Genomic DNA, 13,786 nt, shown 5'->3' with positions numbered 1-13,786 from the left:
ACAAACCTATAACTGCATTGTCGTTACTTTAGGCACCAAGGCAAGTGCTTTGTTTTTTAAAGTTTATTTGCCAAGCGGTCGGTATGAAAAACCGCCCCGGAGGGCGGTCGGTAATAGCTATTATCAGGCTTCTAATGATTTTTGATCTATAGAAGGCTAACCATAGCTCTCACATCAGGGCAGAGCAGGAAAACCGGTACCACGCAGGGCTTGGGCCAACTGGTTGCGGCTTTGGTTGCTGATGATGGTAATACGGTTCTCATCGCGATCAATACGCACTTGTGCTTCGGCATCACCGGTCATGATGGCTTGCTGAATGCGCGACACGCAGTGGTTACCCAGGATGTTGCGAACTTTGAAGGTATACAAAACAAGGCTCCTAAATATTGTTAGTGCCCTATCTATTTCAGCGTTTTTTCGTGCAAATATCAACCGAAAGGCAGAAATAATTGTTTTTCTTCTAATGAATTTTATGTGTCAGGCGGTGCTGATGGCCTTTAATAGTTGCGCCAAAGTGCGGGGGGGCATGGGCCGGTAAAGGTAAAACCCCTGGAAGAATTTGCAGCCTTGGGCTAATAGCCAATCCAACTGCTGGCGGGTTTCCACCCCTTCTACCAAGGGCTCCGCGCCGGTGGAGCGGCATAGCTCGAGAATGGCTTTGAGCATGCGTTCGCTGCGCGCCTGGCCCGGCACCGCGCGCAGAAAATCGCGGTCAATTTTGATGATGTTGGCATCGAGGTTGGTCAGCCGGGTTAGCGACGAGTGGCCGGTACCAAAGTCGTCAATGGCCAGGGGAAAGCCGGCCTGGCTCAGTATCTTTAACGATTGGCTGGTCTGGCGAAGGTCGGCCAGGGCGGTCTCGGTGATCTCCAGCTCCAGCATGGCGTTATCAATTTGCTGCTCCCGGCAATGCTCGATAAGCCAGTGGGTGAAACGCTCGTCTATCAAATCCAGCACCGAGAGGTTGACGCTCAGGCGCAGGTTGATGCCTTGTTGCTGCCAGCTTTTTAGCTGGGCGCAGGCTTGGGTCACCACCCAGCGGGTCAGGCGGCCGATATTGCCACTTTGCTCGGCCAGGGGAATAAAGACCGCCGGGCTGATGTTGCCCTCCTTGGGGTGGCGCCAGCGCAGCAGCGCTTCGGCGGCCACGATGTTGCCTTCGGTATCGCACTGAGGTTGGTAATCCAGGTAGAGCTGGTCGCGGCTGGCAAGGGCGGTACGCAGATCTTCCACCAACTGGTGCTGGGAGTCGAAGCGTTGCAGGGCGTTGGTGTCCAACAAGGTCACGTCACCAGCGGTAAGAAGCTGACCATACAGGTGCACTGCCAGGCTGCTGATGTGATGCCCGGGCGGCAGCAACCCAGGGTGGGAGGCTATCTTCCAGTGGCGTTCGGTTTCACAAAGGGCGCCGTCATCGAGGCGAACCGTGCTGCCTAGCTGCATCTCGATGCCCTGCACCATGGCTTGCAAAGCATCCCTGCGCATCGTTGGATGACAAAACACCAAGGTGCAACGGCCGATGCGCCCGGCAATGGCCCCTTTGGGAAGCAGCGCCTTTACGTGGGCGGCAATCTTGTTGAGCACCTGATCTTTGACCGGCTTGCCGTACTTGAAGCGGATGCCAGGGCCGTTACACAGCTGCATGATGGCCACCGCCGCCCTTGGTTTTCGGGCCAGCCAATGTTCAACTCCCTGCTCGTTGAGCATTCCGGTGCTGGTGTCATGCCAGCGCAGGCGCCGGTTTTGTACCCGTTCGTCGGCCAACTGCATTTTCAGCTGCGAGGCTTCGGTGACGTCTTCAAGCAGCAGCAGGTGATACTGCGGATTGGCCATGCGGCTTTTAGTGAGTTCCACCAAGCGCTGCTGGCCACTTCCAGTGGGCAGCAGTCGAGGCAGGTGTTTGCAGTTCTCCGGTGGCAACGACAGTGCCGGCAGTAGCGCGTTAATGCTCAGGCGATGCTTTTTAAGCCAGCGGGCAAGGGCCTTGTTCTGGCGCATCACTTTTTGGCCGTGGTTGATGATAAGGGCCGGGTGGTTGTCGTTATCAAACAGATCCCGATACAGCAGCATCGACAATTGCAGTTGGCGGTTAAGGTCTTGCTGGCGGCCGTGGGTCCATTGCAAAGCGCTTAGCATCCGCATCAGGGCCAGGGGCAGGCAAAGGTTAAAGAAAATAAACAGCAGCAGATTGAGGTAAATGGGGGTGCTGGGCAGGTCGATGTTAAAGGTGTCCCAATGCAGCAGCGGTTTGTTATACACCAGATAGGCAAAGGGCAGCAGGTTAAAGGCCATGGCAGCTACCGCCGCCTTCTTGCCCCACAGCATCAGCATGGCGATGGGCAGCGAGTAAAGGAAAATGGCGCCAAGCTTGGCGTCGTCAAAATCCTTGATGAAAAACTGCATGGTGGCACCGGCGCCGACAACGCATAGGGCCAGCAACATACGCCCCAGCCGGTAACGGCGCCGGGCAAAAAGGGCGGCGCCCAACAGCACCACATAGAAGCCCAGCACGATGTACAGCACATGGTAGGCCCCCAGTTGCCAGGCCTTGTAGCTACTGTGCACGGCAATGCCGAGCACCAACAGCAGCCCCGAGAGGGTCAGGATCCGCAGCACGCTGATGCGCCAGGGGCTGATGGGCAGGTCGCCTTGCTCGTCATTGAGGTACAACAGCTGTTTGAGCATCCACTTCTCTCACACATCAAAGGCCCACACTGTAGCGGCGGGTGGTGATAAGGTATTGTTTAAATTGAGATGTTTGCTGACGAACCGGGCGCCCTACAACCCGCGTTGCAGCCTTGGCGGCTGCAACGGCAGAGAAACCCCAGTAAAGTAGCGACCAAACTTCAGGCAATCTTAAATCGATGCGGATCCTTCACACCTCCGACTGGCACTTGGGCCAGCACTTTATGGGTAAAACCCGCCAGGCCGAGCATGGCGCCCTCATCGCATGGCTGCTCGACACCGTTGCCGCCAACCAGGTGGATGTGGTTGTTATTGCGGGCGATATCTTTGATACCGGCACCCCGCCCAGTTATGCAAGAGAACTTTATAACAGCCTGGTGCTGGGGATGAAGGAACAAGGGTGTCAACTCGTTGTTCTGGCGGGTAACCACGACTCGGTGGCGGTGCTGGAAGAATCCCAGGCGCTGCTGGGGGCGCTGGGCACCCAGGTGGTGGCCTCGGTGGGGGAGGACGCTACCAACCAACTGCTTACCCTGCATGGCGCCACCGGCGAGGCAGCGGCCACCCTTTGCGCCATTCCTTTTTTGCGGCCTCGCGAACTGCTGCAAAGCGAAGCGGGGCAAGACGGTCAGGCCAAATTGCTGGGCATGCAGCAGGCCATCCAGGCCCATTACCAGGGGCTTTATGACAAGGCCAAAGCCCGCGGCCTGCCGGTGGTGATGACAGGCCACCTCACCACGGTCGGCGCCAGCGCCTCGGAGTCGGTACGGGAGATTTACGTGGGCAGCCTGGAGGCTTTTCCCACCAATGCCTTCCCGGCCGCCGACTACATTGCCCTTGGCCATATCCACAGGCCCCAGAAGGTGGGCGGCTTTGAGCACATTCGCTACAGCGGCTCGCCCATCCCCTTGAGCTTTGACGAAGCGCGTCAACAAAAAGAAATGCTACTGGTGGAGCTGGACGGCGCCCTGCGCTCTGTTACCCCCATCGCCGTGCCCCGTTTTCAGCAACTGGCCAGCGTACGCTGTGAGCTGGAAGGCATCCGGGCCCAGGTGCAGCCCTTGACTGAGACCCTGGCCGATGGCGAGCGGCTGTGGCTGGAAGTGGTGCTCTCTAGCCAGCAGTATCTTAGTGACCTGCAAGCCCGGGTGGCCGAGCAGCTGGACGGCTTGCCGGTGGATCTGCTGCGCCTTCGCCGCGAGCGCCAACAGCAGCAGGGCATAGTGCGAGAGCACCGCGAAACCCTCGATGAGCTTAACCCCGAAGAAGTCTTTGCCCGGCGTCTGGCCAACGAGGGCCTGAGCGGCGAGCTTAACCTGGCACTGACCGAGCGTTACCAGGCCACCCTGGCCGCCCTTAGGGAGGCCAAATGAAGATCCTCAGCCTGCGCCTTAAAAACCTCAACTCCCTCAAGGGGGAGTGGAAAATCGATTTCAGCGCCGAGCCCTTTGCCAGCAACGGCCTGTTTGCCATCACCGGCCCCACCGGCGCCGGCAAAACCACCTTGCTGGACGCCATTTGTCTCGCCCTTTACCACGAGACGCCGCGCATGAAGACGGTGTCTCAGTCCAGCAACGAACTGATGACTCGCCACACCAGCGAAGCGCTAGCGGAGGTGGAGTTCGAGGTCAAAGGCCAGGGCTACCGGGCCTTTTGGCAGCAGCGCCGCGCCCGCGACAACCCTGACGGCAAGTTGCAGCCCCCCAAGGTAGAGCTGGCCCGCCTCGACGGCGAGATCCTTACCGACAAAATAAGCGACAAGCTCAAGCTCACCGAGCAGCTGACCGGCCTCGATTTCGGCCGTTTTACCATGTCCATGCTGCTGGCACAGGGTGGCTTTGCCGCCTTCTTGAACGCCGACGCCAACAAGCGCGCCGAGCTTTTAGAGGAGTTGACCGGCACCGACATCTACGGCCAGCTCTCCCAAAAAGTGTTCGACGACACCCGCGCCCTGGCCGAAGAGGTCAAGGTGCTGGAAGCCCGCGCCGGGCAAATCGCGGTGCTCACTGATGACGAGCGCCAGCAGCTGGGCGAGGCCTTGGCGGCCCTTCGCACCCAGGAGCAGGGCCTTAACGAGCAGCTGCGTAAAGTGAGCACCCAACTGGATTGGCGCAAACAGCTGGACGGCGCCACCGCCGAGATGGCCCAGGCCAGTGCGCAACTGGAAGTGGCTCAAACGCAGTGGCAACAGGCCGAACCGGCCCTTAAAAAACTCAAAGCCGCCAAACCCGCCGAGGCATTGCGGCCCCTTTACCGCCACTGGCAGCAGTTGGGCCAGGAACTCTCTGCCGGCCGCGAGCGCGAGCAAGAGCTTGGCCGCGCATTGGCAGACATGGGCCAGCAAGAGCAGCAACTGGCCCAGCAAGGCGAATGCCTGGCCCGCCAGCAGCTCGGCGCCGCTGCCAGTGAATTGGCCAGTTGCCAGCAAGAACTTAGCCGCCTTGCAACCTGGCTTGGCGAGCATCAGCAAGACAGCGCCCTGGCCGCCGAGCTCGGCAGCTGGCGCCAATGGCAGCAGCAGCTTGGCCTTGAGCAGCAACGTTTTGAGCAAGGCCAAGCCCGCCAGCAGCACCTGGCCCAGCAAGTGGACGCCGGCCGCCAGGCCCTTATTGGCCAGCAGCAGCGCCTTGGCGAGGCCCAGCAGCAGGCAACGCAGGCCGAGCAGCAGCTCCAGCAAGCTCAGCACCACCTGGCCCAGCGCCTGGACGGCCACAGCCTTGATCAATGGCAAAGCCACTGGCAGGCCCAGCAGTGGCTGCTGCCGCTGGCCCAGGCCCAGCAGCAGGGCGAGGCGCGCCAGCAGCAACTGCGCCAAAACATGGCGGATACCGAGCGCAGCATCCAGGCATTGAGCCAGCAGCGCGAGCAGCTGCGCGAGCGCTACAAGGTGCTGCGCGAGCAGGTCAAAGACAAGGAAAAGCTCCTCGAGCAGGAAAAACTCATTGGCGAGCTGGCCCATTATCGCCAGCACCTTCAAGCGGGCGAACCCTGCCCGCTGTGCGGCAGCGCCCAGCACCCCGGTATCAGCGACTACAGCGCCCTGAGCCAATCGGACACCGCTGCACGTTTAAAGGCGCTCAGTGACGAACTCGAAGAAGTGAAAAGCCATGGCGCCAGCCTGGTAGTGCAGATAGAGCAGCACCAAAAGGGGCAAGAACTGCGGCAACAAGAAAGCGCGCAACTGGCGGCGAGCCTTGCCGAAGGCCAGCAGCAACTGGGCGGCCAAAGCCTGGCGGCCCTTAACAAGACCCTTGAAGAGCTGGACGGCACCATGGCCGCCATCAAGGTCGCCGCCAGCGCCGCCGATGCCGCCCAGCAAGCCTGGCAACAAGCCAAATTCGACGCCGACAAAGCCCAGGATCAGCTGATCTTTGCCCAGAAAAGTGTTGAGGAGCAGCAGCGCCAACTGGACGACAGCGCCCGGCAGCTTGAGCAAGAAGGCAAGGCCCTTGCTGATAGCCAGCAGCGCTTTGCCAACAGCCTTGAAGCCAAGGGTCTGGTGGCCGATGGCCAGTGGCAACAGAGCTGCGAGCAGCGCATCGGCGCCTATCAAGAAGCCCTGGCCCGCCAGCAGCAACTGGATAAAGCAGTGCAGCAGCACGGCGCCCGCCAGGAGCGTCTGGACGAAGCCCTTGGTCGCTGGCGCCAGCGCTTGGGTGAGCGGCCAGCCTTGGATGCGCCTCCCGCCGATATAGAGCTTGGCGAGCTGGAGCCGCGCTATGCGGCGCTCCTTGATAGCCAAAAGATGCTGGCCGCCGAGCATCAGGCGCTTATCCATCGCCTCAAGGAGCTTGATAGCCAGCAGAGCGAGGCCCTGGGCCAGTGGCAGCAAGGCCTTAAAGAAAGCCCCTTCAAGGACGAAGCGGCCTTTCACGACGCCCTGTTGCCCCTTGACGAGCAGCAGCGCCTTACGGAGCTGGAGCAGCGGCTGCACGACGCCCTTATCACCGCCCAAAGCCGGGTGCAGGATTTAAAAGCGCGCTTGCAGGTACTGGGTAAAGACAAAGCCGATGGCGCCACCCTGGAGGCTTTGCAGGCCGAGGAGCTTAAGCTTCGCGAGCAGCTGCGAGAACTCGCCAGCCAGGACGGCGCCCTGGACACCCGCCTTAAAAGTGACGCCAAAGCCCGCCAGGAACTGGGCGGGCTGGCTGCCACCTTACAAGCGCAACAAGCCGAGCTCGATATCCAGCAGCACCTCAATGGCTTGATTGGCTCGGCCGATGGCGCCAAGTTCCGCCGCTTTGCCCAGGGCCTGACCCTGGATCATTTGGTGCATCTTGCCAACCAGCGCCTCGACCGGCTCCACGGCCGCTATGGCCTGCGCCGCAAGGCCGGCGCCGAGCTGGACTTGGAAGTGCTGGACAGCTGGCAGGCCGATGTGGCCCGCGACACCCGCACCCTTTCCGGCGGCGAAAGCTTTTTGGTGAGCCTGGCACTGGCCCTGGCGCTATCGGATTTGGTCAGCCAAAAAAGCGCCATCGATTCGCTGTTCCTTGACGAGGGCTTTGGCACCCTCGACGCCGACACCCTGGAGCTGGCCCTGGACGCCCTGGATAACCTCAATGCCGACGGCAAGATGATTGGCGTTATCAGCCACGTTGAGGCCCTTAAGGAGCGCATCCCGGTGCAGCTGAAGGTGCATAAGGGCGCCGGTATGGGCTACTCGCGGCTCGACAGCCGCTTCGCGGTTACCGGATAATCGATTATTGCGATAAGTTTTTTACGTCTCGGGGCTTGTGGAGTGGAGCACTCTGGCCCAGACTGGCACGGCAGCAAGGGGGCATTGGTTCCCCTTACAAGGTCAGAATCAATCAAGGAGTTTTTATGGCAACCGTTACTCTTAAAGGCAACCCGGTTTCTGTGAATGGCGAATTGCCCGCCAAGGGTGCCAGCGCCCCGGCGTTCAAGCTGGTCGCGGGCGACCTGTCCGACAAAGGCCTGGAAGCCTTCGCCGGTAAACGCAAGATCCTCAACATCTTCCCAAGCGTCGACACCCCCACTTGCGCCACTTCCGTGCGTAAGTTCAACGAACAGGCCGCCAGTCTTTCCAACACCGTGGTGCTGTGCATCAGCGCCGACCTGCCTTTCGCCCAAGCCCGTTTCTGCGGCGCCGAAGGCATCGAAGGTGTGGTGAGCCTGTCTACCCTGCGCGGCGTTGAGTTTCTCAAAGACTACGGTGTCGAGCTGGCTGACGGCCCCCTGGCAGGCCTGGCTGCCCGTGCTGTGGTGGTGCTGGACGAAAACAACAAGGTGCTGCACACCGAACTGGTGGGCGAAATCGCCGACGAGCCCAACTACGAAGCAGCCCTGGCTGTATTGTAAGCCGGTTTGGTCAGCGCAAAAGGCAGCCTTCAGGCTGCCTTTTTTCTACCCGTTATTTAGGTTATTGGTGCCCTTGGTGTTACTATCCGCCATCCTTTTTATCGTCCTGGCTGTTTGATGACCCAAAGCCTCACTTTTGCTGATCTGGGATTGAACCCGGCTCTTCTTGATGCGGTAGCCGAGCAAGGCTATCAGCACCCCTCCCCGATCCAGGCCCAGGCCATTCCTGCCGTTCTTGAAGGCAAGGACGTGATGGCAGCGGCCCAAACCGGTACCGGCAAGACGGCCGGTTTCACCCTGCCGCTGCTGCACCTGCTGGCTGGCGGCAACAAGGTGCAGGGCAACCAGGTACGCGCCCTGGTACTGACCCCCACCCGGGAACTGGCCGCCCAGGTGGGCGAGAGTGTGGCAACTTACGGTAAGAACTTGCCGCTGCGCAGCCAGGTAGTATTTGGCGGCGTTAAAATCAACCCGCAGATGATGGGCCTGCGCCGCGGCGCCGACGTGCTGGTGGCCACTCCGGGCCGCCTGTTGGATTTGTACCAGCAGAACGCGGTGCGCTTTAAGCAGCTTGAAGTGCTGGTGCTGGACGAAGCCGACCGCATGCTGGATATGGGCTTTATCCACGACATCAAAAAAATTCTGGCCTTGCTACCGGCGAAACGTCAGAACCTGCTGTTCTCCGCCACCTTCTCCGATGAGATCCGGGCCCTGGCCAAGGGGTTGGTGAACAACCCGGTAGAGATCTCCGTTACCCCGCCCAACAGTACCGCCGAGCGGGTCGAGCAGGCCATTTATCCGGTAGACAAGAACAGCAAAGCCTCGTTGCTGTGCAAGCTCATCAAAGACGGTAACTGGCAGCAGGTGCTGGTGTTTACCCGCACCAAGCACGGTGCCAACCGCCTGGCCAAGCAATTGGAAAGCGCCCAGATCACCGCTGCCGCCATCCACGGCAACAAGAGCCAGAGCGCCCGTACCAAAGCCCTGGCCGATTTTAAAGCTGGCGCCGTGCGGGCCTTGGTGGCTACCGATATCGCCGCCCGGGGTCTGGACATCGACCAACTGCCCCAAGTGGTGAACTTTGACCTGCCCAACGTCGCCGAAGATTACGTGCACCGTATCGGCCGCACCGGCCGGGCCGGGGCCAGCGGCCATGCGGTTTCCCTGGTGTGCAGCGATGAGACGAAAGAGCTCAAGGCCATTGAGCGGCTGATAGGGCAGGTGCTGCCGCGCGAGAAGTTGCCACAATTCGAGCCGATAAACCCGCTGCCCGAGACCAGCCTCGATACCCGGCCGCAGCGCCCCAAAAAGCCGAAAAAGCCCAAGGCCCATCAAGACGGCCAGCGCTCGCCCAAGAGCGACGCCCCGACTCAGGGCCAGCACCGTGGCCAGCGTCAGGGTCAGCAAAGCCCGGCCGGTGAAGGCCAGCAAAAGCGCCGTCGGCGCCGGCCTTCCGGCCCGAAACCCCAATAAAAAAAGCGCCTTAGGGCGCTTTTTTTGTGGCTAAAGCCAATCAGGCTTCGACATCGATGGTGTTACCCAGCGGCCCCTGGGGGCGGGAGCTGGTGATAACGCCGTCGTCTTGGTCGCCATCGTTGTCAGGCGCGGCGCTTTGCTGTGGCTGCACCGGCGCCTGTGCTTGGGCTTGCTGCGTGGCCAGTTGTTGAACCTGGGCATTATTGGTTGCGTTGATATTCATAAGGCGTACCCGTTAATGGTGTCTGGCACGGCTGCCAGAAACCCAGCATGGGGGCCTTGTATTAACAAAGCCTTAGCTGGTAATAAGCCGTGCCCGAAAGCGCTTGCCCTTGATGCTGTGGCCAAGCTGCTTGAGCGCCACCTGGGCCTTGGCCGGCGGCACCGCCACAAAGGCCCAGTCTTCGAATACCTGGATTTTGCCCACCTGATCGCCCTCCAGGGCCTTGTCGCGGGTGAGGGCGCCAACGATATCGCCGGGGCGCAGTTTCTGGCGTTTGCCGCCGTCAATTTGCACTGTCACCATCTCGGCGCTGTAGGGCGGCTGGCGCAGCAGCTCGGCGTCGGGCAGCGGCGATTCTGCCACTTCGATGCCCAGCTTTTCTTCCAGGGCCATCAGCCGGTGGCTCTCTTTGGCACTGAACAAGGTACAGGCCACCCCCTGGTTGCCGGCGCGGCCGGTGCGGCCCACCCGGTGCACGTGCACTTCAGGCTCGAAGGCCAGGTGGTAGTTGATCACCAGATCCAGCGCTTCCACATCAAGGCCCCGGGCCGCCACATCGGTGGCTACCAGCACAGTGGCGCTTTTATTGGCAAAGCGCACCATGGCTTGGTCGCGGTCTTTTTGTTCCAGGTCGCCATGCAGGGCCAGGGCGCTAAAACCGCGGCTACTGAGGGCTTGGGCCAAGTCCTGGGTTTCGCGCTTGGTGTTGCAAAACACCACCGCCGAGGCCGGGCGATATTGCTGAATAAGCAGCTGCACCGCCTGGCGGCGCTGGGTGTCGTCCGCCACCAGGAAAAATTGCTGGCTGATGCTAAGCGGGGTGTGGCCGGCTTTAACTTCCACCCGCTCGGGGTTTTGCATTACCCGCCGGGCAATGGCTTCAATTTCGGCCGGGAAGGTGGCGCTGAACATCAGGGTCTGGCGGCTGGCCGGGGTCTGCTGGATGATGCCGTCAATCACCTCGCTAAAGCCCATGTCCAGCATGCGGTCGGCTTCGTCCAGCACCAGGGTGCGCAGGTGATTGAGCTGCAAGGTGCCGCGGCGCAGATGGTCGTCCACCCGGCCCGGGGTGCCGACAATAATATGGGCGCCGTGCTCCAAGGAACCGACCTGCGGGCCAAAAGGCATGCCGCCGCAGAGGGTCAGCACCTTGATGTTGTGAATGGCGCGGGCCAGTTTGCGGATCTCGCTGGCCACTTGGTCGGCCAGCTCGCGGGTGGGGCACAGCACCAGTGCTTGAATGCGAAACTGCTTAACGTCCAGGTGATGCAAAAGGCCGAGGCCAAAGGCGGCGGTCTTGCCGGAGCCGGTCTTGCCCTGGGCTATTACGTCCTTGCCGGCCAGAATGGGCGGCAGGCTCTGGGCCTGGATGGCGGTCATGGACTGGTAGCCAAGGCCGACCAGGTTGGCCACCAGGGCGTCGTTTAAAGGCAGGGTGGAGAAATCGTTATGGCTCACGGCGGTTCCTGGGTTGGCGGGGCGAAGGGGCGCGCGGATAGTATACAGCTTTGTGCCAATAGCAAAGTAAAGAGCGCCCGACTTGCATAAGAACCCGGCCGGGACAATGCTTGCAGGCATCTGCCGCTATGGAATTGGCAATGCTGTTATCCCGAAAATCCCTGACCCCGCGCCGCTGCCTCTACCTGGCCTCGCTGTTTTGCTGCCTGGTGCTGCTGGCGGCGGCCCATTGGTGGTGGCTGGCCCATCTGCCCATTCGCCAATTGTGGATGCCAAGCGGCATTGCCGAGCTGCTGGTGTTTCTTATCATCCTGGTCACCCTGGTCTTTACCCAGATGGTGGACCTGCCCAAACCCATTTATTTGCTGCTGACCCTGGGCTTTAGCCTGTGGGTGATGAGCGCCGGTGTGGACGTGATGGACGAAATCACCCGCCAGCCGTTGTGGCTGGCCACCTGGGGCGAAGACATGGTGCGGGTGGTAGGCATGGCCATTACCGCCCTGGGCTTTTTCCGGTTGCTTGAGCATTTTGTCCGGGTGCAGGGGCAGCTGGAGCAATTGGCCCATTTTGACCCCCTTACCCAGCTCGGCAATCGCCGCTTCTTCCAGATGCAGGCTGAGCGGATGCAGGATGAGGGGCTATCGCTGTTGATGCTGGATCTCGACCATTTCAAGGCGGTGAACGACAACCTTGGCCACAGCGCCGGCGATGCGGTGCTGCGTGACCTTGGCGCACTGCTCGGCAGAAGCAGCGCCCCCGGTTACCCGGTACGCCTGGGGGGCGAGGAGTTTGCGGTGTTGCTGCCGGCCATGGCAGAGGACGAGCTGCTGCATTATGCCGAGGCGCTGAGGCTGGCGGTAGCCAAGCGGTTGGCGCCCCAGCTTGAGCTGACGGTGAGTATCGGCGCGGCTACCTTGCTCCCCGGTGAGGGGCTGGACGGGCTGCTGAGCCGCACCGACAAAGCGCTGTATATGGCCAAGCATGGCGGCCGCAACCAGGTGGCTCTGGCGCAACGCGAGGAGCCGCCGCTGTGGCGGCAAGGGCGATGATCCTTATTGCGCTGGCAGACGTATTGAGCTCAATCATCTTTAAGGCGTATGTAATATTGACTGTTTTCAAAATGCCAGGTTGATCGCAGAACAAAATAAAACCAGCTGTAAACCCGCCTGTTTTCTCTACAATTCCGCCTCCTTAACTTCGAGGGCCCCTGCCATGCTGCTCCGTCGCTCACGTTTACTGCAAGAAAAGGTCGAGACCATGGAGCGGTCACTGGCAGACAAGGAGGCCATCATCACCGCCCTGAGCCGCGCCCAGGCGCTGATCAGCTTTACCCCTGACGGGCGGGTATTGCAGGCCAACGACAACTTCCTGAACCTGATGGGCTACCGGCTGGAAGAAATAGAGGGCCAGCACCACCGCATGTTCTGCCAGCCGGCCTTTGCCACCAGCACCGAATACCGCCAATTTTGGGACAAGCTGGCCCGGGGCGAGTTTGCCGCCGGGCGCTTTGAGCGGCGCAACCGGGCCGGTGAAAGCTTGTGGCTTGAAGCTTCCTATAACCCCTTGCTGGATAAAAACGGCCGGGTGCAGCGCATCGTCAAGCTGGCCTTTGATGTCACCGATAAGGTTCGTAGCGGCCAGGTGGCCCGCAGCCAGTTGTCGGCCCTGCATAAGGCGATGGCGGTTATTTCCTTTGACACCGAAGGGCGAGTCACCGACGCCAACGACAACTTCCTGGCCACCATGGGCTATCGCCTGGAGCAGGTTCAGGGTCAGCACCACAGCCTCTTTTGCGAGCCGGGCTATGCCCGCAGCGCCGAATACCGCGCCTTTTGGGACAAACTCAAGCGCGGCCAGTTTATCTCCGGCCAGTTTGAGCGGCGCAACGCCCGTGGCGACGCGGTGTGGCTGGAAGCGAGCTACAACCCTATCGTCGACGACAAAGGTAAGGTCACCCGAGTCGTCAAGTTTGCCTCCGATGTCACCAATCAGGTACGGCGCCACCAGCAAGAAGCCGAACAAGCCTCCCAGGCTTTTGATATCTCGGTAGAAACCGAGCAAATGGCGGTAAAGGGCACCGGCATCATCCAAGAGGCCGCCGCGCAGATGCAGCACATCGCCGCCCGCCTTGGGCAATCGTCCCAGTCTTTGGGGGAGCTTGGCCAGCAGTCTCGGCAGATAACCTCCATCATCGAGACCATCGGCGATATCGCCGCCCAGACCAACCTTTTAGCCCTCAACGCCGCCATCGAGGCCGCCAGGGCCGGCGAGCAAGGCCGGGGCTTTGCGGTGGTGGCCGATGAAGTGCGCAAGCTGGCCAAGCGCACTTCCGAGTCCACGGCGCAAATTGCCCAGATGATCACCCAAATTCAACGCGGCACCGACGGCGCAATTGTCGATATGGAAGGTTGCCTGGAAAACGCCACCCAGGGCGCCGAGCTGGCCCGCCAGGCCGATGCCATGATCCTCGGTATTCGCGGCGGCGCCCAGCGGGCGGTAGAAGCGGTGGAGCGGCTGGCCAGCCAGGTGCGGCGCCAAGACTGACCTGGCAGCCCCGGCGAACAAAAACTGGTATCTGCCGGCACTATTGGGCAGCATAAGATTTTTGTCATCGGAAGCTGT

Annotated in this window: 10 protein-coding genes; 6 read left to right on the top strand and 4 right to left on the bottom strand. The window is 60.9% G+C overall.

What is annotated here, in order from left to right; all coding sequences use genetic code 11:
- Window positions 1-174: 174 nt before the first annotated feature.
- The gene (locus tag EDC28_RS01730; protein ID WP_050657938.1) at window positions 175-369 is read right to left on the bottom strand and encodes a heavy-metal-associated domain-containing protein; all 195 of its coding nucleotides are present in this window, start codon (window positions 367-369) and stop codon (window positions 175-177) included.
- A gap of 108 nt (window positions 370-477) precedes the next feature.
- Window positions 478-2,685 (bottom strand): bifunctional diguanylate cyclase/phosphodiesterase, encoded by a 2,208-nt coding sequence (locus EDC28_RS01725; protein ID WP_123420464.1) that lies wholly within the window; start codon window positions 2,683-2,685, stop codon window positions 478-480.
- A gap of 179 nt (window positions 2,686-2,864) precedes the next feature.
- On the opposite strand from EDC28_RS01725, the gene sbcD reads away from it, so the two are divergent.
- From sbcD to EDC28_RS01705, 4 genes are all read left to right on the top strand, one after another.
- Window positions 2,865-4,058 carry an exonuclease subunit SbcD gene (gene sbcD / locus EDC28_RS01720; RefSeq protein WP_123420463.1) on the top strand — a complete coding sequence of 398 codons (1,194 nt, stop codon included), beginning with the start codon at window positions 2,865-2,867 and terminating at the stop codon, window positions 4,056-4,058.
- Window positions 4,055-7,384: an exonuclease subunit SbcC gene (sbcC, locus tag EDC28_RS01715; RefSeq protein WP_123420462.1), complete on the top strand. Its 3,330-nt coding sequence runs from the start codon at window positions 4,055-4,057 to the stop codon at window positions 7,382-7,384. Before sbcD ends, sbcC begins: the two co-directional genes overlap by 4 nt.
- 125 nt (window positions 7,385-7,509) lie before the next feature.
- The gene (gene tpx, locus EDC28_RS01710; protein WP_050657934.1) at window positions 7,510-8,007 is read left to right on the top strand and encodes a thiol peroxidase; all 498 of its coding nucleotides are present in this window, start codon (window positions 7,510-7,512) and stop codon (window positions 8,005-8,007) included.
- Between the two features lie 117 nt (window positions 8,008-8,124).
- A complete protein-coding gene (locus EDC28_RS01705; RefSeq protein WP_050657933.1) occupies window positions 8,125-9,480 on the top strand; it encodes a DEAD/DEAH box helicase in 1,356 nt (451 codons plus the stop codon).
- Window positions 9,481-9,520: 40 nt separating this feature from the next.
- On the opposite strand, the gene EDC28_RS01700 is transcribed toward EDC28_RS01705, so the two are convergent.
- Window positions 9,521-9,706, bottom strand: coding sequence for a hypothetical protein (locus EDC28_RS01700; protein ID WP_050657932.1), 186 nt, complete (start codon window positions 9,704-9,706; stop codon window positions 9,521-9,523).
- Between the two features lie 72 nt (window positions 9,707-9,778).
- On the bottom strand, window positions 9,779-11,164 hold the full coding sequence (gene dbpA, locus EDC28_RS01695; RefSeq protein ID WP_123420461.1) for an ATP-dependent RNA helicase DbpA: 1,386 nt from the start codon (window positions 11,162-11,164) through the stop codon (window positions 9,779-9,781).
- A 140-nt stretch (window positions 11,165-11,304) separates the two neighbouring features.
- Between dbpA and EDC28_RS01690 the strand changes: the two genes are divergently transcribed.
- Entirely contained in the window at window positions 11,305-12,213 is a 909-nt protein-coding gene (locus EDC28_RS01690; protein ID WP_170163995.1) for a GGDEF domain-containing protein, read from the top strand.
- A gap of 163 nt (window positions 12,214-12,376) precedes the next feature.
- Window positions 12,377-13,708: a methyl-accepting chemotaxis protein gene (locus tag EDC28_RS20395; RefSeq protein ID WP_123420459.1), complete on the top strand. Its 1,332-nt coding sequence runs from the start codon at window positions 12,377-12,379 to the stop codon at window positions 13,706-13,708.
- Window positions 13,709-13,786 lie beyond the last annotated feature (78 nt).

The organism is Gallaecimonas pentaromativorans (assembly GCF_003751625.1).
GTDB lineage: Bacteria > Pseudomonadota > Gammaproteobacteria > Enterobacterales > Gallaecimonadaceae > Gallaecimonas > Gallaecimonas pentaromativorans.
The sequence above is the reverse complement of the archived record's forward strand: the minus strand, read 5'-3'. Positions and strand labels throughout refer to the sequence as shown.

Coding starts and splice junctions, on each gene's coding strand:
- tpx (WP_050657934.1), top strand. CDS start 7,510: ATGGCAACCGTTACTCTTAAAGGCAACCCGGTTTCTGTGAATGGCGAA.
- EDC28_RS01725 (WP_123420464.1), bottom strand. CDS start 2,685: ATGCTCAAACAGCTGTTGTACCTCAATGACGAGCAAGGCGACCTGCCC.
- EDC28_RS20395 (WP_123420459.1), top strand. CDS start 12,377: ATGCTGCTCCGTCGCTCACGTTTACTGCAAGAAAAGGTCGAGACCATG.
- EDC28_RS01690 (WP_170163995.1), top strand. CDS start 11,305: ATGCTGTTATCCCGAAAATCCCTGACCCCGCGCCGCTGCCTCTACCTG.
- sbcD (WP_123420463.1), top strand. CDS start 2,865: ATGCGGATCCTTCACACCTCCGACTGGCACTTGGGCCAGCACTTTATG.
- sbcC (WP_123420462.1), top strand. CDS start 4,055: ATGAAGATCCTCAGCCTGCGCCTTAAAAACCTCAACTCCCTCAAGGGG.
- EDC28_RS01705 (WP_050657933.1), top strand. CDS start 8,125: ATGACCCAAAGCCTCACTTTTGCTGATCTGGGATTGAACCCGGCTCTT.
- EDC28_RS01700 (WP_050657932.1), bottom strand. CDS start 9,706: ATGAATATCAACGCAACCAATAATGCCCAGGTTCAACAACTGGCCACG.